Origin of the sequence: Komagataeibacter melaceti, from assembly GCF_003403295.1 — a bacterium.
Classification (GTDB): Bacteria; Pseudomonadota; Alphaproteobacteria; order Acetobacterales; family Acetobacteraceae; genus Komagataeibacter; species Komagataeibacter melaceti.
Map to the genome: position 1 here is coordinate 21,255 of NZ_QUWV01000001.1, position 24,585 is coordinate 45,839.

The window sequence follows — 24,585 nt, forward strand, 5'->3', positions numbered from 1 at the left end:
CGTTACGGTCAAAGGGGCTTTATTGCGGCCTTTATCATGTTTGGTCCTTGAGAAACTGCAAAGCGCCCGCTATCGCTTCCTGTAAGAGGGGTGCAATATAATCGTATTTGATGTGATCCGGTTATATCAATGGCCATGAGGAATTAGGAAAGTACATGCAACAGTCACAGCAGCCGGATGCGAAGATATTTATCGCCACGCCATGTTTCGGTGGCATGGTCACACAGGAATACATGGAATCCATAGTCGCCTGCGCCAGTGTATTGCGGGTTCCGATGACGCTTTCCCTGCTGGGCGATGACGCCATGATCTCCCGGGCACGCAACACCCTTCTGCACAAATTCCTGGTGCTGTCCGACGCCTCCCACATCCTGTTTGTTGATGCCGATATCGGTTTCCCGGCGGAAGCGCCCGCCCGTCTTCTGGCGGCGGACAAGGATATCATTGCCGGCCTGTATCCGATCCGTGACCGCTTCTGGGACAAGGCCACGCAGGAAAACATCCTGCATGGCGAAGCACAGGAAACGGCTTCCCTGCGCTATGTTGGCGAGACGGAAGCCATGCACCAGACATGGGAGAAGGGGCCGCTCCTCAAGACCCATTATGCCGGGACAGGCTTCATGATGATCAGCCGCAAGGCTGTCGCCATGATGGTCAAGAGCTACCCGGAAACGGCGTACCGCCGTATCGACGCCCCCGGCAGCGAGGGGGACGGCCAGTATCATGCCCTGTTTGATGGCAGCATTGACCCTGACACCGGAACCTATCTGAGCGAAGACTTCACCTTCTGCCGTCGCTGGCGCGAGATCGGGGGAGAAGTCTGGGTGGATACGTCCATCTCCCTGACACATGCCGGACGCGCCTCGTTCCGTGGCAATCCGTCATGTCGTGTGGGTACGGCACAATACAAGGGCGCATGAGACTGCGGTAACACCACATGGCAAAAAACGATAACCACCCCATCATAATCAAACGGGGTGACGACGACGAGCAGGGCGGTCACCACGGGGGCGCATGGAAGATCGCCTATGGTGACTTCATGACCGCGCTCATGTCGTTCTTTCTTGTCATGTGGCTGCTCAACGCAACCACCGATGAGCAACGTGCAGGCATCGCGGCCTTCTTCAATCCCATGGCCGAGAAGGGTGCGCATCTCCAGTCAACCGATGCGATGCTTGACGTTGATCCGTCACCGCTTACGGGTGGCACCGTCATCCGGCGTGTCATAGATGGCAAGACGGTGGCACCGGAAGAAGAGGGTGATAAGGGAGGCCATGACGGCCCCCGTACATCGCTTCCCGGCAACAGCAGTTCGGATGATATCACGCGGGGCATCAAGACGCAGCTTACGCCGTCCTCTCCCGCGATCATACCGATCGGGGGGCCGAAGAGTGGTGCTGCCAAAAGCGTGGGCTATGTTGGCGGTGAAAGTCAGGTAGCCGCGGCGTACGAGCAGAACAAGATCGAGCAGATGGCTGCGGGCCTGCAGAAAGCGGTCCAGGAAAATCCCGAACTGCAGACATCCGCGTCCAATATGTCGGTTCATGTCGAGCGTGATGACATCCGCATCGAACTGCATGACGCCAGCAATGCCCCGATGTTCGACACCGGATCAGCCGCCCCCAATCGCGTGGGCACGCAGATGCTGATGCAGATTGGCAGCTGGCTGGCCACCATGCCCGAGCGTATATCGATTGTCGGTTATACGGATGCCGCCCCTTACCGGGCAGGCATCAAGGGCGGCATGTCCAACTGGACCCTGTCCGCGCTGCGCGCCGACCATGCGCGCGAAGTGCTTGTGCGCGCGGGATATCCTGACCGAAACATTCTGGATGTTTCAGGTCGTTCCGATCGCGAACTGGCCATCCCGTCCGATCCCTCGGCAGCCGGGAACCGACGGGTCGTGATCATCCTGCACAAACGCTATCCGACCCCGGAGCCCGCCATCACCCCCGATACCGGCGCCAGCCCTGTTGCGGCACCGGCGCAACCTGACGGAAAAACCGGCACGGTCGCGCCAAAATAAACAGGGCAACACACATTACAATGGGTGTTCCTTGCTATCAAAGCCGGGCAATCTTGCGTAGAAAGACTGTAAACCGCCGTTGGGGGAAGTTCTGCCATGCGGCCCAAGTGGATGAAAGTGGAGACTGCTAAATGCTTTTCCTCGGGGGGCTCTTCTTTGCGCTGCTCTGTGTCTTTGGTTCCTTTGTAGCGTCTGGCGGGGCGCTCGCGCCCCTGGCCAAGTCCATGCCCTTCGAACTGCTGACGATTGTCGGGGCGGCCCTTGGCATTTTCATCATGGGCAATTCCAAGGAAGCCCTCAAGCAGGCTCCCGGCTTCCTGAAGCGGACACTGAGCGGCGCGCGGTACGACAAGGCAGCCTATCTGGAACTGCTGGTTACGCTTTTCCGGTTCACGCGCCTTGCGCAGGCCAAGGGTAACATGGCGCTTGAGGAGCATATCGAGAACCCTGCCGAGAGCAGCATCTTCGCCCTGTCCCCCGGCGTACGTGACGATATCGAAGTTCGCAACATGATCTGCGACTATCTCCGCCTGGTCAGCCTCAACATGGGTGACGCCTATCAGCTGGACGAGGTGATGGCGCGTGAACTCAAGAAGAACCTGACGGAAAAGCTGCACATGTCGGAATGCCTGCAGAGCATTGCCGACGCCCTGCCCGCGCTGGGTATCGTGGCCGCCGTGCTGGGCGTGATCAAGACCATGGCCTCGATCAGCAAGCCTCCGGCCATTCTGGGCGCCATGATTGGTGGCGCGCTTGTAGGTACCTTCCTTGGCGTGCTCCTGTCCTATGGTGTCGTGGCCCCACTGGCGGGAAGGATGCGGGATGTGATAATGCAGGATGGTCGCTATCCGGATATTATCAGGATCGTCCTTGTGGCCCATCTGCAGGGAAATCCACCGCAGGTCAGTGCTGAGATCGGGCGTAAGGATATACCGCACGCTTTCATGCCTACGTTCAGTGAACTTGATTCCCTTCTTTCGGAATCAGCAAACCCGCCGACAGGAACAGCTTGACCGGGCAGGGATGCAGCCAGGAGCACGGAGTATCTAATGGGTATTACGGTGGCGAAAGCCTCGACCATTCCCAACTCGGCACAGGAAGCATCCCTGTCATCCCGGCTGAACATCGCAACGCCACAGAAGGCGGGGACCACGACGGCTGCGTCCTCTCCTGTCTCGAAAAAGCGGACCGGAAAGGAAAAGAACTCCTTCGGGGCAATGGTCCGTGGGTTTTCGGGGGAGCGGGGCAGCGACAGGCATGAGACTCATGCCCGCTCCGGTTCCAGCGCGACCGGGGCCACGTCCACGATGGTGTCAGACCCGTCAGGGCAGGGGAACAGGACAAAATCATCTTCTTCCCCGACCGCTGCGGACAAGACAGCGCAGGAAAGTGCGGACACGCAGAACAGCGCACAGGTCCCGACGTTCCAGCTTTCGCTATCAGATCAGGAAGATGATGCATCTTCCCCTAAATCGGCATCGGCGCAGGACACCACGCAGGGTCAGGATGCGAATAGTGTTCAGTCCTCCAGCGATCCTGCTGCGGATGCAGGCCAGCAGATCCAGAACATGCAGGGGTGGCCCGCCCTGATGCTGGCCCAGACGGTCATGCCCGTACAAGTCACGACCACACAGGCCCCTAACTCGACTGGATCATCGGCTACAGCAGCGGCCGGAACCGCCAGTGCCGCCACCATGACATCAGGCACGGCGCAGGCCGGAACGATCCTGTCCGCCAGTGCGGCGCTGAGCGCCATCATGACGACCTTGGCTTCAGCCGGTGGGGCGCAAGCCGCCCCATCCGCCCAGTCGATGCCAACCGCTGCACAATCGACAGCTTCCCAAGGTGGTGCCAGGGCAGAGAAGTCCCTGCTGGCCTCACAGCAGGCGCAGGTTGCCGCTGCCGCGCAGGGGAATGACACTGCATCTATTCCCGCCCCTGGCACAACCGCGACTGCCAACACACCTGGCACGGCCACAGCGGGCGCGGACATTGTGCAGGCTGCCGTCGGGCAGGCGACGGTGCCGGTAAATGCTTCAGGGAGTGCGGTTGCCGCCCCCCTGTCATCCAGTAGCAGGTTCGCGTCCATCCATTCTGCCGCGTCATCTACCACCACTACTGCCCCATCGGCCCAGTCTGTGCAGACCGGTGATGGTACGGCCGCCTCGCAGTCCTCCCAGACCGCAAGTGTCAGCAATGTCACGGTACAAACATCCGCCCGCATGGACAGCCGGGACGGGCTGGCATCGCTGTCGGCATCGCCGGACCATACCGCCTCGACCGGATATAATGCCGTTACCGCTCCCTCGGGCGAGGCGGTAGCAAGTGCGGAACAGCAGGGTGGTCTGTCCGATCATTCCGAAATGTCCGGGGATGACAGGGGCGAAGACACACAGAAGGCGGATGCCCCGACACCGACCAATATAACCCTGTCCTCTGACCTGTCCGCCCCGACGGCCTTTTCCATCGAGCATGCGGGACAGACAGCGGATACGGAAGCGACCCAGACGCTCAACCAGGCGGACGGGGATGATGAGGTCAGTAGCCAGTTTGTATCTTCCCCTGGCATTTCGCGCTCTGCCGATGGCCGGACTTCTGTTTCCATGACCATCATGACGGGGGACTCAACGCCGGTTCATGTTCATCTCGAAGGGACGGATGGGGTCACAACCGGTATTGTCCTGCAAAGTGAGGATGAAGCCACCGCCCGTCACCTTGCCAATAACAGGCATGAACTGGTTACGGCGCTGGGGGCGACCGGCATGGAGGTCAACAAGCTGAAGATTGACGTGGTGGCCGCGACAGATAACGGCGCCAACCTCAATGATCAGGGGGCCGGTAATGGCGCTACGTATGACGGAAGTGCCTCGGGCGGCATGTCCGGCAACGGTGCCGGGCAGAATGGCGGACAGTCATTTTCCGGTAGTGCGTGGGGGAGCGGATTTGTCTCCCCGGCCCAGGGAGGAGTTGACATTGATGGCGGCACCAGCGATGCAGCCACAGGGGCTGGCCGCACATACGCCGGAAGTGGGATCAATATTACCGCATGACCCCGGCAGCGGGCGTGGTAACAGGAAGGAACAGAGGCAATGACGACGTCGTCCATCAGCAGTGAGAGCCAGCTTCTCCAGGCGGCGGAATCGTCTGCCAAAAGTTCGGCCAATACATCAGCCGCCAGCACCAGCAGCACCAGTGCTTCGGCCAGCAGCGCCACATCGGCCCTGTCTTCCCTGGCAGATAACTACACGACTTTCCTGACCCTGCTGACGACGCAGCTCAAGAATCAGGACCCCAGCAGCCCGATGAGTTCCGATACCTTTACATCGGAACTGGCGCAGTTTGCCGGGGTGGAACAGCAGGTTGAGACCAACCAGAAGCTTTCCACCCTGATTTCCCTGAATGAAGACAGCCAGATGACATCGGACACCAGTCTTGTCGGTCAGACGGCAACGGCTGATTCAACGACGCTGCCCCTTCAGAACAGTTCCGCCTCGCTGAGCTTCAGCGGCACATCCGGCGAGACGGTCGCCATCGCCGTGGCGAACTCTGCCGGTACCATCGTCAAGGATGCCGTGGTTTCGGCCAATTCCGGCACCAATACATGGACATGGGATGGCACGGACAACAGTGGCAACCAGTTGTCCGACGGGGCCTATAGCGTAGCTGTAGAGACGATGGATTCCACCGGGGCCACGTCTGCCGTGCCGTTCACGGTCAGCGGCAAGGTGACGGGCGTGACGAAAGGATCGTCCGATATGGAAGTGGAGATGGGCAGCGCGGATATCCCCATGTCCGACGTGACGAACCTCTCCAGCAACTCGGGCTCGTAATTCCCCTAACGGGGCCAGAAACCGGGTCGGGGTTTCTGGATTCCCGTGGGGTTCAGGCTGGCAGGGTCAGGAGCCTTCTTGCCAGCATGGGGGCGTTGAGCGTGGCAAGTCCGCCCACCACGGCCGATGAGCACCCGCCATATGTCAGGGTCAGCCCGCAGGCGGCGGCCGTGATGATGCCCCCGATCCGGCCGGCCTGATCCATCCGGCTCGCTATCATCGTCAATGCGCCGGACTGGGCGAAGGCCGCGCCAATATCGGCTGATTCCTCGGCATCCAGTCCCGCAGGCAGGACAAGGGTGAGTTCGGCGCCAATGCTCTCCACCATCCTCATCATGCGGGCCATGCTGACGGGGGAATAGACGCATACACCGGGCAGATCGAGCAGCAGGGGCTGTCCCTTGCGTCTCTGGCTTACCGCGTCAACCAGTGCATCCGGTGTCCCGACCTGAATGACGGGAATCCTGAACGGTTTTACAAGGGCGGCGAGTTTCTCGAAATCCCCGGGGTTTTGGTCACAGATCACGACATAGGGGAGGGGTACGTCCTTGCCCTGATTGGCCATGACGTAGCGCGCCACGATCTTGGCAAGCGCAAGCGTCTTTCCCCCGCCAGAAGGCCCCCCGAATGCCAGCGGGGCAGGCCGGTCGATCGGCAGGGTTCCGAACGACAGCAGTTCATCCAGACCATTGGCCAGATACCCCCCGGACAGGGCGGCAACCAGTGCCTGCGGGATTGCATGCCAGCGTAGCACATCCTCGACAGTAGGCCGGATCGGCAGTTCGACCCCGGCGGCATAGGCTTCCGTGTTAAGGGCGCGCTGCCCCATCCGTTCGGGCATGCTGTTGCCCTGCCGGGCGCGGACCGCCCCGTCCTGAACAGGGACGGGGGTGTGGTCCGTACCTGCCTTCACCACAGGCTGTGGGGCATCAGGCCCTGCCGGGGTGGAAGGGGTCGATATCCTGCCTTGCGGGTCCACGCTGGCCTGCTCTGCATGTCCGGGTTCGGTTTCTGGGGCCATGGCCTGCATACTCTATCGGTCTCTTGCTGGCTGCGATCTTGCATTCATGTGATGGTCGCGACGGTCTTGATGCGGGAACGTGGGTATATCTCGGACTGCGAGAGAACGGAAACCGATGGCCGCACACGCTCGACAATTGAACGCATGGCGTCGCGTACCGGCGTTGAAACGACAATGACCGGCACCTCTCCGCTAGTGGAGACGGTGTTGAAGACCTCACGCAGTTTCGCGACAAACGTGTTCAGCATGCTCGGCGGCATGGCCAGACGCCGTTCTTCTGCCGGTCCGGTAATGTGCGATATGAAATCAGCCTCCCATTCCGGGGAGAGGGTGATCATCGGGATATATCCGGCCGGCCCGACCAGCGCATTGCATATCTGCCGCGACAGGCGGATGCGCACGTGCCCGGTCAGGTTCTGGACGCCACGCAGACCCAGGCTGCAGCCTTCCTGAATGCTTTCCAGAATGGTCGGCAGGTCACGGATCGACACGCGTTCAGCCAGCAGCGCCTGCAGGACACGCTGGACCGTGCTGAGCGGCACCTGGGAGGGGATCAGGTCATTGACCAGCTTCTGCTGTTCGCGCGGGAGATCATCCAGCAGCGCCTGGGTGGCGACATAGGTCAGCAGGTCGGGCAGGTTCTGCCGGACCATCTCGCTCAGATGCGTGACGATGACACTCGGCGGGTCCACCACGGTGCATTTCATGGCGATGGCCTTGGCCTTGAGCGATGGGGAAATCCAGACGGCGGGCAGGCCAAAGGCCGGTTCCGTCGTCTTGTCGCCCGGCAGGTCAGGGGCCCCACCGGATGGGCTTATGGCCAGAAGCCGCCCGGGCTTGACCTCACCCGAGGCGACTTCAATCTCCTTGAGCTTGATGACGTACCGTTCCGTGGGCAGGTGGATGTTGTCCTGTATTCGTACAGGCGGCGTTACAAAGCCCATTTCGGTGGCAACGGTGCGCCGCAGGGCCTTGATCTGCTCCGTCAGCTGCGGGTTCTCACCACTGGTCAGGGGCAGCAGGCCAAAACCGATTTCCAGCCGTAGCAGGTCGAGTTTCAGGATTTCGGAAATGGGCGCCACGGTCGGCTGGGGCGCGACTTCGGTCACGTCGCCATCCGCATCCTGAACCGGTGCCTTGTACCGCATCCATGCGCCCACACCGGCTGCAACGGCAATGGCCAGGAAGGGCAGGGCTGGCAGGCCCGGCATGAGGGCAAAAAGCGCTGAAAGCATGCCCGCAATGGCCAGCGGCTTGGGGTTGCCGCCAAGCTGCCGGACCAGGGTGACATCGGCCGACCCGTCCGTTCCGCCCTTGGTCACGACGATACCGGCCGCGGTCGAAACCAGCAGGGACGGGATCTGTGAGACCAGACCGTCACCAACCGTAAGCGTGGTAAAGGTGCTGGCTGCCTCGCTCAGCGGCATGCCATGGCGCAGGATACCGATGGCCAGGCCACCGACGATGTTGATTGCCGTAATGATGATACCCGCAATCGCATCACCACGAACGAATTTGGCTGCGCCGTCCATGGCGCCATAGAAGGAGCTTTCTTCCTCCAGTTCCTTGCGCTTCTGGCGCGCCACCCTCTCGTTGATCGCGCCTGATGACAGGTCCGCATCAATGGCCATCTGCTTGCCGGGCATGGAATCAAGGAAGAAGCGCGCCGCCACTTCCGCGATACGGCCCGACCCCTTCGTGATGACCATGAAATTCACGACCAGAAGAATACAGAACACGATCCCGCCGATAACGACATCGCCCCCCATCAGGAACCCGCCGAAAGCGGCCACGACGTGACCGGCGGCATAGGTCCCCTCGCTCCCATGGCTGAGGATCAGCCGCGTGGTGGCAATTTCGAGCGAAAGGCGCAGGAGGGTCGTCAGCAGCAGCAGGGTGGGAAACGATGTGAAGTCCAGTGGCCGCTCAAGGAACAGCGCCACCATCAGCACCAGCACCGATGATGTGATCGACAGCGACAGCCCCAGATCAAGGATGAACGTGGGCAGCGGCAGGATGAGGATGGACAGGAGCAGGACAACGCCAAGGGCGAGGCCGATGTCGGTGCCAGGCACGAGCGAGCGCCATGGCACGGATTTCCACCCCCCCTTGCGCAGGGCCTCGGCCGAGCGGGTCAGGGAGCGGGAGGCGGACGAAAGTTTCTGACGCGCTGCGTTGGTCCTGTCAGCCAGCTTGCTGTCCGCCTGCTTCTTGACCGAGGTGCCATCGGCAGTATTCAAGGACTACGTTTCCTTTCGCGCATCTTGGCAACGTGGCGTTTCCGGCGCAGTCTGTCAGGGCGATGACCTGTGCGGCCAATATGTCATCCCGGCCACGGGGCCGGGTCTGGAAGAAGAAAGTAACCGTTATCGTCAGTGTTGAGCAAGGCTGGAAAAGTGGTTCATGCACGGGGCGGTATAGCCGGGCGGCAGTATCGCGCACCAGTGCCTTTCCGGTCTTTTTTCAGGAATGTGGCCTGTATGCATCCATGCCGGATGGAGGGCACCTGTAATAACGCAGGCTACCCCCCATCAACAGGCGTCTTTGCCGGGTATTCTTCCCTTTCCCGCTTCAGGCGGGTGGCATGGAGTGTGATCGCGTATACACTCCCGACGGATTACCGCGGGTCCTGTCTTCATGTCGGTCGGGCACCACATCAACCATAGGAAACAAGATGCAGAAAATAGACGTGGCGGCATTATGTGAAAACGGGGCCCTGGAACATGTGGATGTTGATGTCTGGAAAAAGGCCCTGTTGCAGGATCTTACCCCCGAAAATCTGGCCCTGACGGGAGAGGGCCTCTTTCTCAGGGGGCAATGGGTCGATGCCCTGCGCCTTGCGCTTGAAGTTGTCAGCACCAACCTGAGCAATGTCCCGCTGGTCATGGTTGCGGCGGGGATGATCTCCAAACACACGCCCCGCCACGATATTGTTGCCTCCCTCATGCGGAATGTCCTGATTCATGAGCCGGGCAATCTTGAAGCCCGCATGTATCTGGCGGATGCCCTTGTGGCCATGGGCAACGTAGCCGAAGGGTGCACCCTTTACAGGGAGATAATGGCCAGCCATCCCGAGAATGGCGCCAATCTGTGCGAACATATCTCCATGTCTCTGCTGGAAGCGGGCTATGCCATTGAAGGGCTGCAGATCCTTGCGTCATGGCTCAAGCAAATGCCCGGCACGCTCGCGCTGCTGAACAACATGGGCTGCGCGCTTGAACGTACGGGACATTCCGACCTGGCCGTAACATGGTACGAAAAGGCGCTGGAAATGGCGCCGGACAACCCGACGGTCCGGTTCGGATATGCCATCGCCCTGCTCAAGGCGGGTAACTTCCGCAAGGGCGGAGAGTATTATACCGAGCGGACCCCGTTAACCAACGGCATAGACTGGTGGTTCATGTCCCTGCCCCGCCTGCGGCACGGGGATGATGTGGCTGGAAAGAAGATCATCCTCTATCAGGAACAGGGGATGGGCGACACCGTCCAGTTCATACGGTTTGTTCCGTACCTGCTGGCAAAAGGGGCCGAGATAACAATCGCCACCCTGTCGCCCCTCGTGCGGCTGCTGGCCCTTTCCTATCCCGAAGTAACCGTCAGGCAGCTGACGGAGTTCAACAGGCAGGAAGGTTTCAGCTACTCTGTTCCCATTCCCGACCTGCCGTTTGTTGCGGGTGTGACGGGGGACAACGATATTCCGGCCCCGATCCCCTATCTTTCGGCCGATAGCCGGGATGTCCAGAAATTTGCCGCCATGCTTCCGCCGCGCAGGCCACGTATCGGCCTTGTCTGGGCGGGGGACCGCCGCCTGCAGGCCGAGTTCGTGGCGGCTGACAAGCGGCGCTCAACCACCCTGGCCGATATGGGGGCCGCCCTGACGCCGGTGGATGCCACCCTGATCAATCTGCAGTTCGGCGCCCCCCGTGAGGAAATTCTGGCGTGGCATGGCCAACCCCTGTTCGACCCGATGGGCGAAGTGCGGGACATGGCCGACACCGTCGCCCTGATGAAAAGTCTGGATCTGGTCATATCGGTTGATACCTCACCCGTGCATCTTGCCGGGGCGATTGGCGTGCCGGTCTGGCTGGTCAGCCGGTGGGATGCCTGCTGGCGCTGGGGGGATCAGGGCGATACGTCCCCGTGGTACCCGAGCATGCGGATATTCCGCGCACGGGAGAGGAGCTTTGTCCCCGTCCTGCAGGAAGTCGGCACGGCCCTGCAGCAGTGGGTAAAGGAGTGGAAACCCGACTGATCCCGAGCTACCTGGGCGTTTTCTTGCGCGTACCCTGCCGTTGCCGGTCGATCAGTTGCCGTGCATGGCCATGGCGACGGGGGCCGCGCGGTATGAGGCCAGCGTCCGCCCCCGCATGCCTGCCGTTGCGGGCTTGCGGGCGGCAGGTTCGTCAAAATGTCGGCTGCCCTGGAAGGGATGGAACATGCGGGGCGGTGCATCCGCCTTGCCGCCATCCGCGCCCGTGGGTGCTGCGACCAGAACAGGTTTCGAGCGCCCCGTATTAAGCATATTGGAGGCGACAAGGGCCTGCCCCCCGGGGGAAGCGGGTTTCTGGTCTTTTTTCTGGCCTGAAGCCTGCGCACTGCGCTCATCTTGCGGAACGGCCCATGTCTCCAGCACCTTCCACTGATATGACGAACCGATACCAGGTGTCTGGGAATGGTAGGCTGCTGCCGCCCGTGGCCAGCTTCCGGTCCTGTCATGCATCTGGAGCAGGAAGTTGCCAGCATAAAGCGCGTTACGGAATGGGTCGAACGCCTGATCAAGGGAAGAAAAGGCATCGGGATGCTGTTGCAGGTTGACCTGCATGCACCCGACATCAATCGATACAATGCCCTGCTGGTGGAAGACCCGCACGGCCTCCATCGCTTCCTCCCGGGAGGCATAATGATGTCCGGTGCCAGCCGCATTCACGGTCCATGGCCATGCTGAAATAACACCGTCCGGTTCCGCCCGGCCACTTTCCACCCGGCTCATGGCGGACAGGAACCCATCGGGAATATGCAGCGTACGCTCGGCCTGCGCTGTCGCTGCGACACAGAGGGCGGCCTCTGATGAACGGGCCATGGCCCCTGACATACAGGCCCCCATGACAAGAACGGGCAAAACAGCCAGACAGGACGGGCGACGGAACACGGTCATGGCTTTAGCCTGCCGTACCGTGGGAACATCGTATAGTCGGATCGGGAAACGGCCTGTTCCCGGATCGCATGCGTTGCCTGATTTCCTGCGTTCATGATATCCATAACGTGGCTCTGGTAACGTATCTGGAGGTTTCCTGCATCCTCCAACCGACCTTTGCCCCTGATTTCCTGCGGCGCTGTGGAAAAGCCGTAGTCTCCTAAACCCAATTTCATGCCCCGGGAATACAGTTTTTGTTGCCTGCGCCTTCAGGCAGTTCCGGGATGAGCATTGAATGTCATGGCCAGCCAGCCTATTCTGGGCAACGCTACAGCTTGTCTCGGGAAAGACATTGGCCGAAACGCATAAGGTAACCTGTTCTATGAGGAATCGCCTCAAGGCGAGCATTGAGTGTGACCGCCATGTCCGCCTTTAGGTCTGATGATGGCGTCACTCAGTTCCGGGCGGCTGCCTGGAGCGTGACAGGACTGGTGCGCCGCTGGGGTGTTGCCCTGACCGTGGCTGCTTGCATGCTTGCCAGCATGGTTGCGGCCAGCCCGGCCGGGGCGGCGACGGTACGCGTCAAGGACATCGTTGATTACGAAGGCGTACGAGACAACCAGCTTGTCGGGTATGGTCTCGTTGTTGGCCTTCATGGCACGGGTGACCGCCTGACCAATACGATTTTCACACGTGAAACGCTGATTGGTATGCTCAACCGCCTTGGCGTGAACATCCGCGATCAGGAAATCCAGCTCCAGACGCATGACGTGGCGGCCGTTATGGTCACCGCGACACTGCCGCCTTTCTCGCACGGGGGCGGGCATATTGACGTGACCGTTTCCGCCGTGGGTGATGCGCGTGACCTGACCGGTGGCACCCTGCTGGTCACACCGCTGCAGGCGGCGGATGGCGAGGTCTATGCCGTGGCCCAGGGTTCTCTGGTCACGAACGCTTTCTCCGCAACCGGGGCTGCCGCCAGTGTCACACGGAACATTCCCACCAGCGGCCACATTGCCAATGGGGGCGTGGTGGAACGTGAAGTGCCCGTGGCACTCGGGGCCACCGGGGTCATCCATCTTTCCCTGCACAACCCCAATTTCACGACCGCGACGCGCATCGCCAACGTCATCAACCAGTATATTGGCCGCGGGATTGCACGGGTTGATGACCCGCGCACCATTGCGGTCAACCTCACCAATCGCGATCCGGCCCAGACACTCTACCGTATTGGCGATCTGACCATTGAGCCGGATACAATGGCCAAGGTGGTGGTTGATGAAGCCAGCGGCACGATCGTAATGGGTGACAATGTGCGCATAAGCACGGTCGCCATCGCCCAGGGCAACCTGACCATTCAGGTTACGGAAATGCCGCAGGTGGTCCAGCCCGCACCGTTTTCCTACGGCACGACAGCAGTCGTGCCGCAGACCCAGATCAACGCAAGCACCGATAATTCCCACCGTCTGGGGATACTGCGTGAAGGCCCGACCCTCGCCAGCCTCGTATCTGGTATGAATGCTCTCGGGATGGGACCACGCGATATGATCAGTATTCTACAGGCCATCAAGGCCGATGGCGCCCTGCAGGCGGATCTTGAGGTAAGGTAGCAAGACTATGAGTGTAGGAAGCATCACCAGTTCCCTGGCCGCGGCCATCCAGCAGTCAGCCACAGCGCAGTCCGACAGGGATAGCGCCCTGGCGGAACAGGCGCGCAAGGCGGCCAAGGATTTTGAAGGGGTGGCCATCACGGAATTCCTTCAGCCGATGTTCGACACTGTCGATACGGCGAATGGCCCCTTTGGCGGCGGCGCGGCGGAGACGCAGTTCCGTTCGCTCCAGATTCAGGAAATGGGCAAGCAGATCGCCAATAATGGCGGTATCGGCCTGGCAGACAGTGTCTATCGCCAGATACTGGCCATGCAGGAGCAGGCGCAGGAACAGGCCCGGTCATGACCCGCACACCGGACGAGACAGAAGCCCAGCTCCTGGACTGCTTTGAGCGTGTCTGTGCGGTCCTGGAACAGGAGAACGATCTCCTGACCGCCAGCAAGCTGGAAGAAGTGGCGGACCTTCTGCCCACGAAGCAGAAAGAGATGCAGGCGCTCGAAGACCTGTTATCGCCCGGGGATGACGCAGCACCCGCATCTAGAGAACAGCAGACCCTGCTTACCCCCCAAACCGAAGAAGCGGCAAAACGCTTCGGGGCACTGGTGCGGACCAACCGCAAATTGCTGCAGAACGCGATTGATGCCCAGAATGCCCTGATCAAGCTGATTGTGGTGGATGCAGCACAGGAAACATCGACCGGGTACGGTGCTTCCGGTCAGTACACCGTCAACAGGACCGCGCCAGCCGCACTGACATTACGTAACGACGTCTGACACCCGGTGTCCGCCCGGGGCATGCCCGGGCCTGCATGGTCTACAGGATGTCCAGTCCACCGGATGGCACCATCTTGATCCCGGCCGTGACCGGAATGCTGGACTCCCGCGCCGTCGGGCGGGCGGAGCTGTCAATATCATTCACCCGCGCGCCCAGTGGTATGAACGCCGCCTCATTCAGGCGGTAACCAATGCCCCATAGCGTGGTGAAGGGCTCCGTAATGCCCATATTGCGCATTTTCTTGCGGATCTGGCAGATCATGACATCAATGACCTTGCCGTGGGGTTCGCTCTGCCCGGCGTAAAGGTTGTCGAGCACGGCTTCCTTGCTCAGCACCTGCCCCTTTCGCAGCGCCAGCAGTTCAACAATTTCATATTCCCGCTTGGTCAGCGGCACCGGCTTGCCGTCAATCTGCGCTTCACGCCGGTCCACATTGACCGTCAGCCGCCCGATATGCAGGGTCAGGCTGTCATGCCCGCTGGCACGGCGGATAATGGCGCGCAGGCGGGCCAGCAGTTCCACGGGATCGACCGTGGCCGGAACGCAGTCATCCGCCCCGACGGACAGGACCCGGGCCACGGCTGCGGGGTTTATGTTGCGCGCAATGATCATGATGGGCGTTGGTACGCGGCTGTTACGGATGTGACGTAACAGTTTCACATCCGGTTCCATTTGCTGGATGACCGCAATGTCGTACTGGGAGCGGCGTAGTGTCTCCACCACCCCTTCCGGGCCCGACATCGTCATTGACACGGCCCCTTCCACCGCCGCCTTGGATAACCCGTTGCATGGCCGTCCATCGCCATGGATCGAACTGTCACTGATACACAGTACCCGCATGCTCTCTTCCGTTACCCATCCTGAAAGCCACTCACGAACCGGAACACCGTTCAGGTCCCGTGGCCACATCCATTTCTACCGCGCGTCACTCCGGACACACCAGACCCTGCCCGTGACTGGAGCAGTAGCCCTGCCGATACTCCTGTAATTACCTCTAGAACAGTATCAGCCTTAACATCCTTTTACTCCCGGGCCAAAAAACACCTTGGCTAAGCCCCGGTCATCCCATAATCTGATAATGGTATGGTCGGGTTGTGCGCCTTGTGTAAGATGAAGGCCATGAACCATGGCGGCGGCTGGTCTTTTCCCTGCCGTTTTTTTCGGGTTTGAAGGACGATAGAGATGGCGGATACTACGGCGGCGGCTCTTGCTTCGCACATGCGTACCAGCGCGACACAGGTTACGCAGGCGGTACATCGCGCCACCCAGCCGGAAAACGTGGCGAGCAACAGCCTGAATGTCGCCTCCAAGAGCGTGGACGGTTCCAAGTCCTCCATGCAGTTTGATGCAACCGGCCAGATCGTTCCCAGCGGACATTCGGAGAAAAAAAGCTCCGCGACCCAGAGCTTCGTCAACCTGCTCGCCTGAGCCATATCCGGTCGTGATGGAAGCCGTAGCATCATGACCGGCACCTACCCGGCCCAGCCTGCCTGACCGCAGGGCAGGAGTCCCGCCGGTCCGGGTCATGGCCCGAGGCGGAAAACTGGCCTGATATTTCATGGGATCGACATTGAGAGCCTGCGGAACATGCTGCGATGCCATGCGCTGCGCCAGATAATTCACGACGCGATAGGGTGGCTACCGCATCCTTCCCTCAGGATTGACTATACGTGTTTTCCAGCAGAGCCTCAGGCGTGAGACGCTATATCGCGCTTCCGGTCACGGTCATCATGCTTCTGTCCTGTTCCGCCATCACGCCTGTCATGGCGGCGGACGCGCATGTACACTCCCAGCCGCACGGGAAGAAGCACCACAGCAAACCCGCCAGGCCACCTGAACAGAAGCAGGCGGCTTCCGCGCCTGTACCGCCGGCTCCCAACCCGCCACAAAATACCAATCTGCCAGCAGGCATGCTGCCCACGGGACTGCCTGCTTCATGGCAGGCAACGGTGCTGGACACCCTTGTTACGCCCCAGCAGCCGACAGCAGCAAACCCGAAAGCCACGGCATCCACACCCACGCCGCAGGTCCCGGCATCCATGCCAGCCCCACCGCCTGCAGCATCTGTTGCAACCGGACCGGACCAGAGTGCGCCCTCTACGGATCGTATCCTGATCCCGCTTCCGCCCGGTATGGGGATTGCAGGGTTCAAGAGCGGCAATAATTTTGTCATCGTCGTGGATAATGCCCAGCCAATGGACACCAGCGCCCTGCGCGGGGATGGCATTTTTTCCACACTTACCGTGACGACCCTGCCGGATGCGACACTGATCCAGGTTGCCCTGCCCGATAACCGGCGGCTTTACCTGTCGCAGCAGGCCGAAGGCTGGGTGCTGGGCGACCAGTTGCCGCCGGGAATTGATTACGGGGACAGGCGCGTCATCAATCCCCGTCCGGTCAGTGATGGTATCCTGTACCCCATGCGCCACCCCGGGCGCGTGCTTGCCATCAAGGACCCGGCTTCGGGCGTGCCCCTTCTTGTAGGCACATCGGCCACGGATGACGGGGGTATCCTCTCCCCGCGCACCGGTGATGGATATGACGTATGGCCAACGACGGAAGGCGTCATCATTGCCGCCAGATCACCCGATGTCAGCATGCGGGCGACACCCGAAGGGGCGCTGCTGAGCAATTCCGGCCAGGCCCTGTCCGATAGCGGAACGGCCGTCTATGCCAGTGATGTTGACCTGAAATGGCTTGGCCTGCGCAACCTGACGGATGTTGATCTTGAAAAGCGTTTCCACAAGACGATCATAGCGGCTGCGGATTCCGAACCCGCCAAGCGTTTCGCCCGCCGGTTAGAGGCGGCGCAGGCGGCGTTCAGCCTCGGGAGTTTTGTGGAATCACGTGGCATCCTGACAGTCGCACTTGAGGACGACCCCGAGGAAATTTCACGCCCCGATGTCCAATTCCTCCTCGCGGCTTCAGAACTGCTCAGCGGGAATGCAGACGGTGCTTCCCTGCTCAAGGGACCATGGCCGGAAGGCCAGCAGCGGGCAACGCAGGTCTGGCGGGGGCTTTATCTTGCCGCCACGGGCGGGCATGACGCGGAAGCAGCCCATCTTCTTGCGCGGGATTTCACGCGGCTGAAGAACTATCCCCGCCCTGTAAGCGAGACCATCCTCCCCAATGTGGCCGAGGAAATCGGCCGTTATGGATCGGAAGAGGATCTGACGGCACTGAACGAGATGCCTTCCAGTTCCCCCTACCAGCTTGCCGCCGCGTTCCGCCAGCTGCGTATGGGCAAACGCGCGCTTGCCCATGCGGCTTTCCAGAAGCTTTCGACCGACAAGAACCCCCTTGTTGCTGAAAAGGCGCTGGAGCAGGTCACAGCACTCGACCTGGCCGATGGCAGCATTACACCTGCCGCCGCGGCCGATGCGCTGGACTCCATCATTCCTGATGCACGTCTGGCAGGCCGGGAAGCGACTGTCCGCCTCCTGCAGGCAGATGCTTATCTGGGTATGGGCAAATGGAGCGATGCGCTGGCCGCCATTGATCGTGCGCAGACAGCCTATCCCGCCCCGCTGGGCAGCATGACAACTCCCCTGCTGTTCCAGACCCTGGCAAAAATCGCCAGCGCCGGGGCCAAGGAGACGGATAAGGATAATCTCCTGCATGATGCGGCCATGCTGAGGTCACATGTGCCCCAGTTGCCGCCGGGAACGCAGAAGGCTGAAATCCTGCTCGCTTATGGCAAGATGCTGCTTTCCCTCGGGTTGCCCGATGAATCGGCACAAGCCTTTTCCGATGCGATCCCCATGCTTGATTCCCCGAACCTGCGCGCCCTTGCCGGCGAAGGTCTGGCAAACGCCGATCTCCAGCGCGGGCAGCCACAGGATGCAACGGATGCGCTGGACAGGACGGATGATCCGACCCTTCCGGATGACATAAAGGGGGACAGGCGCAGGCTACAGGCCCAGATTGCCCTGACAAGCGGGAACCCGGCCGCAACCCTTTCCCTGCTGAAGGGGGATGCGAATGTGGCCTCTCTGGACATGAGTGCGCGTATCTATGAGGGGCAGAACCAGTGGGACGCCGCGACAGATGAAGTGCGCAAGATGGTGGAAGCCGAAATTCCCACCAAGGGCACGCTGACAAAGGCGCAACAGGCCCTCGCCCTGCGTCTGGCATCCGATGCGACCCAGGCGGGTGATAGCGCCACGCTGGACTGGATCGCCAATCGGATCGGAAACAGGCAGATGGATGACAGTGGCCCGGTGTTCAATCTGCTGACCCGGCATGACGGTGACCCCATGAAGGTCACGTCGAATTCGGAATTACAGTAAGGTTTTCCGCCCTCGGCTACCCTACCGTCCGGTGTGGTCCATACGACATGGGTGATGGCTCAATAGCCCGGAATAAAGTATTTCCAGCCGGGCAGACCCGGCACGTTATGGGCAAGCAGGGCCAGCGCCAGGCCCAGTGCGAATGACGGACCCATGGGCTGGACCCAGGCGCGGTCCGGCCCCTGCAGATAGACGGGCCGTGTCGCCTGAATGCTGAAGTGACGCATGATGATGCAGAACAGCCAGTGCAGGAACGCGGATATGAGAAGAAATATGGATATGTTCTCAATGCCCGCCCATGCACCACAGGCAGATGCCATGGTGATGTCTCCCCCTGACAGGAAATTGGCCCGCAGCGAGACCGAGATGAACACAAGGGCAAGCGATGTTACCACCCATGCGGCAGTTGCCCCCAGAATGGCCCCATTCGGGTTGTCGCGCATCATGCCCATCAACAGCCCGGTCAGGAGCATGGGGATAAGAACATAATTGGGCAGCCAGCCTTCCCGGCGGTCCAGCAGGGCACACAGGCAGGCAAAGTTGATTGCTATGATATCAGCCAGCGCCGAAGGGAGTGGCATGCTGGCCAGAAACGCAATGGAGAGGGAGGCCGTAAGAAGGCATCCTGCCGTTATTTCCCGCTTCCATTGCGATGTCGCGGCAACGGGTTTGGTCCTTATCCCGCCAATGACAGGCAGCCAGCGCAGTAGGCACTGATAGAGCAGTATCGATATCGGGAACCATATCGCCACACCGATACCGGCAACGGATATCGTGCTGTCACGTGCGAGGACACTCCATACGACCATGACTGCCATTGCCGCGGCGGACAGGAGTTTATCGCCCATTTCGGATCGCCATCTCTCCTTGCCGCCCATGCAGATGACCACTATCAGTTGCGAACATGATTAGCCATAACGTCGGGATGGCGGAAAGTCATGGCCTGACGGGGATGAATTTGACGAAAGCCTTGCGCCATTCAGGAAACTGGGGGTATCAGGTCAACTGGCCGTCAGTGTGGTGGCAGATTGAAACGGAAAGGAGCCGACGTCGTATGCTGGAAGCATTGTCATCCGCGGCGGGATCAGCCCATGGCGGTACGGATCTGTTTGATCTGGCCGAACGCAGGCTGGGATGGCTCGAAAACCGTGAAGCCACCCTTGCCGGCAATGTTGCCAATGCGAATACACCCGGTTACGTGCCCAAGGACAGTGCCCCATTTCAGGGTGTCCTTCAGACACAGATGAGCATGATGCTTGCGCAGACCGAGCCGGGACATATGCCCGGCCGTGTCCACGGCTCCAGAACGGATCATTCCATAGCCAGCACATCGCCAGACGGGAACCAGGTCAGGCTTGAGGACGAACTTGAAAAGATCGCCTCCACCAACGATGACCAGCGTTTCGCGACGACGGTGTATACGCGTTATATGTCGATGTTCTCCACGGCTCTGGGAACGTCTTCTTAATAGCGGGAGCGGGATATGGACTTCTCAAATACCCTGGAAGTATCCGCAGACGGCATGCGGGCACAGGCCGAGCGCCTGCGCGTCGCGGCGGAAAACCTGGCCAACAAGGACACGACCGGCTCAAAACCCGGGGCCGACCCGTACCGGCGGAAGACGATTACCTTCAAGGAAAGTCTGGACCACGCAAGTGGCACCTCTACCGTGAAAATCAAGGAAATCGGGCACGACAACTCACCGTTCGAAACGCGCTATGATCCTTCGCATCCGGCTGCGGATTCAAAGGGTTATGTCAAGGTATCGAACGTGAATTCCATGGTAGAAATCATGGACACGCATGAGGCCCAGCATTCCTACGAAGCCAACCTCAATACCATGCAGATCACCCGCTCCATGCTGACACGGACCATCAATCTCATGAAATAATGGGGCAATCCCATTATCATCCGCCCTGCATTTATACGCAGGATGTTGTGTTAATGACCGGGCTCAGGGCTGGTCAGGATTATCCGGCAGGTGTAGAATATCATCCGAATAAATGGCATTCGATTAACGGACGGCGAATGGTGCGATGATGTTTAACCCCGCGATGAAAGCCTATCAGAGCGTTGCGCAGTATTCCCTGACGGGGCGGGACGCCGACGCCGCATGCTTCCGGATGCTGATTGATGAGCTTGAGGCCGCTGCCCGCAGCCCGGATGAGGAAGTGCGCCGCAAGGCCCTTTTCCGGCATCAGTCCCTGTGGTCCATGATCATGAAGGCAAATGCCCTGGATGCAGGCGTTGTGCCCGAAGAAGACCGCGCCCTTTTCATCGCCCTGGCCGACAGGGCGCAGAAATACGGCATTCTGGCTACACTGAAACCGGAACTGTCCCTTTCCCCCCTTATCGAGATCGCGCAGGATGTCCTTGAGGGGCTTGAAGCTGCACAGGCCGAGAACGAAGCGGCTTTTGGTGCGGAGAACATGTTCTAGGCATACGTCCACCGCAGCCAGAATATGATCATTCTCACCATATCCCACGGATGCGCACCATATTAGTCCGCATTACTCTTACCCCGCATGGGGTTAGTAAGCGGGCTATATTCCTGTGGTAATTAACCCGGAAAAACCCCGTTACATATAGTAACACCAGATTTCGGCCTATAGGGCTAATGGAAATCAACGGGGTGATATGGCTGTGCCCGTTCAGCGTATTATCGGATGGTGACTGCCCGGTTCATGCCATGCATAGCTGCCGGAAGTTCCGCCCTGTCCTGTCGATGTAGAATTGCCCCATCCTACTGGACCGGAATCGTATAACAGCCTATTCCGGATCAGCGATCTCCGTTAATCCGGGCTGCTTCACTACGTCTATAAAAAAGGCTCTTTCCGATATTATGAAAATTGCATTTCTTTACATTGCGGAAGCCTACCAGTGCTATCATGGTGCATCCATAGCATCAGTGCTGTCTCATTATCCGGATGTCGAGATTGTAATCTATTATAATGACCCGGCGTGTCTGCCGCATCTGAAAAGCCTGGAACACGGCGCAGATACGAAAAAGATACAATATAAACGCCTGCGCAGGTCACCTTTCATTACGATCGCACAGTCGATCAAGAAAGCGGGGCTTCTTAAGCCCCATATCATGAAATACAATGCGGAAGAGCTGAATCAATATGATGCCATAGTTGCCGTTGAATACACGGCGGCATGGCTGCGTGATGTTGGTGTCACGCACCCCAAGCTCATCCTGAACCCACATGGCTTTGGCGACCGGAAGAACCCGACCGATGCGCTCATGCCAAATTTCGATCTGGTTCTCGTGGCCGGACAACGGATGGCGGATGACTTCCTGAAGCGGGGCCTCATACGCCCTGATGCTCATGCCGTTACAGGTTACGTGAAATATGACATGTGCGAGGGATGGCACGACAGGAACAAATCATTGTTCCCAAACAGAAATCCCATCGTCATCTACAATCCGCATTATGAGACCGGCTTCAACTCCATGCCGCGGTTTCTTGAAACCATGCTGGAGGATTTCAGGAAACAGAACGATCTGAATCTGATTGTTGCGCCACATATCAAGATGTACCGACGCAGCTATGGCCTTGCCCCAAAGCTTCTGGAGAGGAAGAGCGGCCCCAATATCCTGATCGATACACGATCAAAAAAGCTGCTGGACATGACCTATACCACTGCGGCCGATATTTATGTGGGGGACCTGAGCAGCCAGGTTTATGAATTCCTGATGCGGCCACGCCCATGTGTGTTCCTGAACACGGCGCAGGTCGAATGGCGCGACAACCCATTTTTCCAGCACTGGAAGCTGGGGGATGTCGTTGATGACCCCAAGGATCTCATGGCCGCAATCCGTGCGGCTCCGTCACGCCATTATCTGTACCGGGACCTGCAGAAAGAAATGGCAGAGCGTACTCTGGGCCATATGGAAACAGGTGCGTCACGCCGATGCGCTACGGCGATAATGGATTTTCTCTCAAAGAAATAACGATATAAATATGAGAGTTACGTCAGAACACGCCTTTTAAGGCGTGTAGCCGTTCGTCGGCGGAATCTTCTTGATCTGCATGTTGAGCCGCTGCGCATTCTGGTCCTGTGTCAGGCCCGTCGGACCTTCCGCAACCTCGCGGGCGACATTGGGCATGAGGTCGGGACGGCTCCAGCAATCTACGCCATTCCAGCTTTGTGTACAGTAGGGCTGCGGCACGGGCGGCCTTTCCGGTGGGGCGCACCAGTCCTCGCCCTCCTGGATATAGCCGGCATTGCATTCGCGTCCCGTCAGGCGGCTGGCAACGTGATCGGGGGAACAACCCGCAAGAGCCACGACAAGGAATAACGTTGTCCTACACCTGATCTTCATAGATACCTGTTTCCGCCCATCGAGGTTTGGCATGCCGTATGCCGTATGCCGTATGCCGTGTATGATACTTTTCGCAAAAAATACCATACAATCTTAACCTGACCGCCACTACCCCACGATAGCCGCGCCCGTCACATTCCATCCGCAGGGCTGCCATCGTGATGATTCGCGCCGGTGCGGATCCCGCCTGATTCCTGCGTACATCCTGAATACAGGATGGTCCCATTACCATATCCCTGCAGGAAATCCGCAGAACAAAATGGAACATGACCTGTCTGGATCAGGAATATTCCAAAAACAGGTGCTTCCACGCCACAGGCCCCCGTCTGATATTTTTTTGTCATATTTGAAAAAATATGCGTCCGCCTTACCTTCTCTTAGCCATTTGAAGCTCTACTGACCTTGCGTTGGCGAACAGCCATTACGAGACGGAGAGAACAACAATGTCACTTTCGATTAACACCAACACCTCGGCGATGATCGCCCTTGAAACCCTGAACGCGACCCAGACCGAACTGAGCGCCACGGAAAACGCCGTTTCCACCGGCCTGAAGGTTTCCACGGCTGCTGACAACCCCGCTGCTTTCGGTATCGCCTCCCAGATGAACGGCAACATTGCCGGCCAGAGCGCGGTGAACGATGGCCTGTCCTTCGCTTCCCAGGTCGTCAGCAGCACCACCAGTGCCGCCAACCAGATCATCAGCGTCCTGAACACCATCCAGAGCGCCGTGACCTCGCTGGGTGACAACCAGGGCAGCCCGACCTCGGTTGGCCAGATCGGTGACGAAATCACCAGCTACCTCAACCAGATCGACACCATCGCGCGCAACGCGACGACCAATGGTGTGAACCTGCTCGCCTACAGCAAGCAGGGCACGGGCGGCACGGCCGATGGCAATGCCATCACTGCCAACAGCCTGCGTTATGTTACGGGGCTTAGCGGTGATACGGCCACCATCACCGGCTTCAACTCCATGATCGCGACGGATGTCACCGCGAATGCCAGCCTGGGCATCTCGAAGGGCACTGCCGGTGGCAGCCTTGCCTATGCTCTGGGCCTGACCACCGACAAGACGATGGGCGGCAACATCAGCGGCAACGTCTTCACCGGCACCACGGGTTCGTCGACCATCACCAGCGGCTTCCTCAACAAGTCTGGCACCTCGTCCTCTGCCTATGTCAGCGCCATGATCAGCCAGGTGCAGAACGCCCTGAACGCCATGACGGAAGTTACGGCGGCGCTGGGTTCCAACACGCAGATGCTCTCCAGCATGTCCACCTACGGTTCGACCGTTTCCGACAACCTGACGGCTGGCGTTGGCGCCTTGACCGATGCGGATATGTCGGCTGAAAGCGCGAAGCTGACCTCGCTGCAGACCAAGCAGTCGCTGGCGATCAAGTCCCTGACCATCGCGAACGGCCAGTCGCAGAACATTCTCTCGCTGTTCCAGGGCTAATCGTCTTCGGACGCTACGCCTTGACGGCAAATACCCCCGGCTTCGGTCGGGGGTATTTTTTTGTCTGCGGGCGTATATTGCGGGCAGGCCATTTCTGGCGGTACCAGCTTCAT

At 59.6% G+C, this 24,585-nt stretch carries 22 protein-coding genes; 16 read left to right on the forward strand and 6 right to left on the reverse strand.

The genetic code is table 11. The features are described 5' to 3' along the window. The first annotated feature begins 155 nt into the window (after positions 1–155). The 5 genes from DY926_RS00125 to DY926_RS00150 all read left to right on the forward strand — a co-directional run bounded on the left by DY926_RS00125 (position 156) and on the right by DY926_RS00150 (position 5,856). Positions 156–920 carry a hypothetical protein gene (locus tag DY926_RS00125; RefSeq protein ID WP_116701511.1) on the forward strand — a complete coding sequence of 255 codons (765 nt, stop codon included), beginning with the start codon at positions 156–158 and terminating at the stop codon, positions 918–920. A 17-nt stretch (positions 921–937) separates the two neighbouring features. Next, positions 938–2,026 carry a flagellar motor protein MotB gene (locus tag DY926_RS00130; RefSeq protein WP_116701512.1) on the forward strand — a complete coding sequence of 363 codons (1,089 nt, stop codon included), beginning with the start codon at positions 938–940 and terminating at the stop codon, positions 2,024–2,026. 131 nt (positions 2,027–2,157) lie between these two features. Next, positions 2,158–3,039: a flagellar motor stator protein MotA gene (gene motA / locus DY926_RS00135; RefSeq protein ID WP_116701513.1), complete on the forward strand. Its 882-nt coding sequence runs from the start codon at positions 2,158–2,160 to the stop codon at positions 3,037–3,039. A gap of 36 nt (positions 3,040–3,075) precedes the next feature. Beyond that, positions 3,076–5,076: a hypothetical protein gene (locus DY926_RS16945; RefSeq protein ID WP_148707717.1), complete on the forward strand. Its 2,001-nt coding sequence runs from the start codon at positions 3,076–3,078 to the stop codon at positions 5,074–5,076. Positions 5,077–5,115: 39 nt separating this feature from the next. Then, the gene (locus DY926_RS00150; RefSeq protein WP_116701516.1) at positions 5,116–5,856 is read left to right on the forward strand and encodes a flagellar hook assembly protein FlgD; all 741 of its coding nucleotides are present in this window, start codon (positions 5,116–5,118) and stop codon (positions 5,854–5,856) included. A gap of 52 nt (positions 5,857–5,908) precedes the next feature. Here the strand turns inward: DY926_RS00150 and DY926_RS00155 are convergent, their stop codons facing one another. Then, on the reverse strand, positions 5,909–6,877 hold the full coding sequence (locus DY926_RS00155; RefSeq protein WP_158551889.1) for a hypothetical protein: 969 nt from the start codon (positions 6,875–6,877) through the stop codon (positions 5,909–5,911). A gap of 44 nt (positions 6,878–6,921) precedes the next feature. Continuing rightward, positions 6,922–8,994 carry a flagellar biosynthesis protein FlhA gene (gene flhA, locus DY926_RS00160; RefSeq protein WP_408886016.1) on the reverse strand — a complete coding sequence of 691 codons (2,073 nt, stop codon included), beginning with the start codon at positions 8,992–8,994 and terminating at the stop codon, positions 6,922–6,924. A gap of 557 nt (positions 8,995–9,551) precedes the next feature. Here flhA and DY926_RS00165 point away from each other — a divergent pair. After that, the gene (locus DY926_RS00165; RefSeq protein ID WP_116701519.1) at positions 9,552–11,129 is read left to right on the forward strand and encodes a tetratricopeptide repeat protein; all 1,578 of its coding nucleotides are present in this window, start codon (positions 9,552–9,554) and stop codon (positions 11,127–11,129) included. A 51-nt stretch (positions 11,130–11,180) separates the two neighbouring features. Here the strand turns inward: DY926_RS00165 and DY926_RS00170 are convergent, their stop codons facing one another. Continuing rightward, a complete protein-coding gene (locus tag DY926_RS00170; RefSeq protein ID WP_241502961.1) occupies positions 11,181–11,957 on the reverse strand; it encodes a transglycosylase SLT domain-containing protein in 777 nt (258 codons plus the stop codon). 584 nt (positions 11,958–12,541) lie between these two features. On the opposite strand from DY926_RS00170, the gene DY926_RS00180 reads away from it, so the two are divergent. From DY926_RS00180 to DY926_RS00190, 3 genes are read left to right on the forward strand one after another with little or no spacing between them, the layout of a single operon-like run. Next, the gene (locus DY926_RS00180) at positions 12,542–13,621 is read left to right on the forward strand and encodes a flagellar basal body P-ring protein FlgI (RefSeq protein ID WP_116701548.1); all 1,080 of its coding nucleotides are present in this window, start codon (positions 12,542–12,544) and stop codon (positions 13,619–13,621) included. A gap of 7 nt (positions 13,622–13,628) precedes the next feature. Next, a complete protein-coding gene (locus DY926_RS00185) occupies positions 13,629–13,967 on the forward strand; it encodes a rod-binding protein (protein ID WP_116701522.1) in 339 nt (112 codons plus the stop codon). After that, positions 13,964–14,395 carry a hypothetical protein gene (locus DY926_RS00190; RefSeq protein WP_116701523.1) on the forward strand — a complete coding sequence of 144 codons (432 nt, stop codon included), beginning with the start codon at positions 13,964–13,966 and terminating at the stop codon, positions 14,393–14,395. The genes DY926_RS00185 and DY926_RS00190 overlap by 4 nt, the downstream gene beginning before the upstream one ends. 40 nt (positions 14,396–14,435) lie before the next feature. Here DY926_RS00190 and DY926_RS00195 read toward each other — a convergent pair whose 3' ends face one another. Then, the gene (locus tag DY926_RS00195) at positions 14,436–15,236 is read right to left on the reverse strand and encodes a response regulator transcription factor (RefSeq protein WP_116701524.1); all 801 of its coding nucleotides are present in this window, start codon (positions 15,234–15,236) and stop codon (positions 14,436–14,438) included. Between the two features lie 342 nt (positions 15,237–15,578). On the opposite strand from DY926_RS00195, the gene DY926_RS00200 reads away from it, so the two are divergent. Both DY926_RS00200 and DY926_RS00205 read left to right on the forward strand, forming a co-directional pair. Next, entirely contained in the window at positions 15,579–15,824 is a 246-nt protein-coding gene (locus tag DY926_RS00200; RefSeq protein ID WP_116701525.1) for a hypothetical protein, read from the forward strand. Between the two features lie 266 nt (positions 15,825–16,090). After that, on the forward strand, positions 16,091–18,685 hold the full coding sequence (locus DY926_RS00205) for a hypothetical protein (RefSeq protein ID WP_241502962.1): 2,595 nt from the start codon (positions 16,091–16,093) through the stop codon (positions 18,683–18,685). Between the two features lie 59 nt (positions 18,686–18,744). Here DY926_RS00205 and DY926_RS00210 read toward each other — a convergent pair whose 3' ends face one another. Continuing rightward, a complete protein-coding gene (locus tag DY926_RS00210) occupies positions 18,745–19,533 on the reverse strand; it encodes a prepilin peptidase (protein ID WP_158551890.1) in 789 nt (262 codons plus the stop codon). 56 nt (positions 19,534–19,589) lie between these two features. Between DY926_RS00210 and DY926_RS00215 the strand changes: the two genes are divergently transcribed. The 4 genes from DY926_RS00215 (at position 19,590) to DY926_RS00230 (ending at position 22,643) form a co-directional block, all read left to right on the forward strand. Continuing rightward, the gene (locus tag DY926_RS00215) at positions 19,590–20,153 is read left to right on the forward strand and encodes a flagellar basal body rod protein FlgB (protein ID WP_241502963.1); all 564 of its coding nucleotides are present in this window, start codon (positions 19,590–19,592) and stop codon (positions 20,151–20,153) included. A 15-nt stretch (positions 20,154–20,168) separates the two neighbouring features. Then, complete coding sequence (flgC, locus tag DY926_RS00220; RefSeq protein WP_116701528.1) at positions 20,169–20,576, forward strand: flagellar basal body rod protein FlgC; 408 nt, start codon at positions 20,169–20,171, stop codon at positions 20,574–20,576. 145 nt (positions 20,577–20,721) lie between these two features. Next, positions 20,722–21,123 (forward strand): flagellar biosynthesis regulator FlaF, encoded by a 402-nt coding sequence (locus DY926_RS00225; RefSeq protein ID WP_116701529.1) that lies wholly within the window; start codon positions 20,722–20,724, stop codon positions 21,121–21,123. Between the two features lie 404 nt (positions 21,124–21,527). Continuing rightward, entirely contained in the window at positions 21,528–22,643 is a 1,116-nt protein-coding gene (locus tag DY926_RS00230; protein ID WP_116701530.1) for a CDP-glycerol glycerophosphotransferase family protein, read from the forward strand. A 36-nt stretch (positions 22,644–22,679) separates the two neighbouring features. Here the strand turns inward: DY926_RS00230 and DY926_RS00235 are convergent, their stop codons facing one another. Further along, positions 22,680–23,015: a hypothetical protein gene (locus tag DY926_RS00235; protein ID WP_116701550.1), complete on the reverse strand. Its 336-nt coding sequence runs from the start codon at positions 23,013–23,015 to the stop codon at positions 22,680–22,682. 443 nt (positions 23,016–23,458) lie between these two features. Here DY926_RS00235 and DY926_RS00240 point away from each other — a divergent pair, with 443 nt between their 5' ends. Continuing rightward, positions 23,459–24,472, forward strand: a complete 1,014-nt coding sequence (locus tag DY926_RS00240; protein ID WP_116701531.1) for a flagellin — start codon at positions 23,459–23,461, stop codon at positions 24,470–24,472. Positions 24,473–24,585 lie beyond the last annotated feature (113 nt).

Excerpts from the sequence above, each read along its gene's own strand:
- DY926_RS00215 (WP_241502963.1), top strand. The coding sequence starts at position 19,590 with ATGATTAGCCATAACGTCGGGATGGCGGAAAGTCATGGCCTGACGGGG.
- DY926_RS00210 (WP_158551890.1), bottom strand. The coding sequence starts at position 19,533 with ATGGGCGATAAACTCCTGTCCGCCGCGGCAATGGCAGTCATGGTCGTA.
- DY926_RS16945 (WP_148707717.1), top strand. The coding sequence starts at position 3,076 with ATGGGTATTACGGTGGCGAAAGCCTCGACCATTCCCAACTCGGCACAG.
- DY926_RS00165 (WP_116701519.1), top strand. The coding sequence starts at position 9,552 with ATGCAGAAAATAGACGTGGCGGCATTATGTGAAAACGGGGCCCTGGAA.
- DY926_RS00200 (WP_116701525.1), top strand. The coding sequence starts at position 15,579 with ATGGCGGATACTACGGCGGCGGCTCTTGCTTCGCACATGCGTACCAGC.
- DY926_RS00155 (WP_158551889.1), bottom strand. The coding sequence starts at position 6,877 with ATGGCCCCAGAAACCGAACCCGGACATGCAGAGCAGGCCAGCGTGGAC.
- DY926_RS00130 (WP_116701512.1), top strand. The coding sequence starts at position 938 with ATGGCAAAAAACGATAACCACCCCATCATAATCAAACGGGGTGACGAC.
- DY926_RS00185 (WP_116701522.1), top strand. The coding sequence starts at position 13,629 with ATGAGTGTAGGAAGCATCACCAGTTCCCTGGCCGCGGCCATCCAGCAG.
- DY926_RS00170 (WP_241502961.1), bottom strand. The coding sequence starts at position 11,957 with ATGGCCCGTTCATCAGAGGCCGCCCTCTGTGTCGCAGCGACAGCGCAG.
- DY926_RS00240 (WP_116701531.1), top strand. The coding sequence starts at position 23,459 with ATGTCACTTTCGATTAACACCAACACCTCGGCGATGATCGCCCTTGAA.
- DY926_RS00235 (WP_116701550.1), bottom strand. The coding sequence starts at position 23,015 with ATGAAGATCAGGTGTAGGACAACGTTATTCCTTGTCGTGGCTCTTGCG.
- DY926_RS00180 (WP_116701548.1), top strand. The coding sequence starts at position 12,542 with ATGCTTGCCAGCATGGTTGCGGCCAGCCCGGCCGGGGCGGCGACGGTA.
- DY926_RS00230 (WP_116701530.1), top strand. The coding sequence starts at position 21,528 with ATGAAAATTGCATTTCTTTACATTGCGGAAGCCTACCAGTGCTATCAT.
- DY926_RS00125 (WP_116701511.1), top strand. The coding sequence starts at position 156 with ATGCAACAGTCACAGCAGCCGGATGCGAAGATATTTATCGCCACGCCA.
- DY926_RS00190 (WP_116701523.1), top strand. The coding sequence starts at position 13,964 with ATGACCCGCACACCGGACGAGACAGAAGCCCAGCTCCTGGACTGCTTT.
- DY926_RS00225 (WP_116701529.1), top strand. The coding sequence starts at position 20,722 with ATGATGTTTAACCCCGCGATGAAAGCCTATCAGAGCGTTGCGCAGTAT.
- DY926_RS00195 (WP_116701524.1), bottom strand. The coding sequence starts at position 15,236 with ATGCGGGTACTGTGTATCAGTGACAGTTCGATCCATGGCGATGGACGG.
- motA (WP_116701513.1), top strand. The coding sequence starts at position 2,158 with ATGCTTTTCCTCGGGGGGCTCTTCTTTGCGCTGCTCTGTGTCTTTGGT.
- DY926_RS00150 (WP_116701516.1), top strand. The coding sequence starts at position 5,116 with ATGACGACGTCGTCCATCAGCAGTGAGAGCCAGCTTCTCCAGGCGGCG.
- flgC (WP_116701528.1), top strand. The coding sequence starts at position 20,169 with ATGGACTTCTCAAATACCCTGGAAGTATCCGCAGACGGCATGCGGGCA.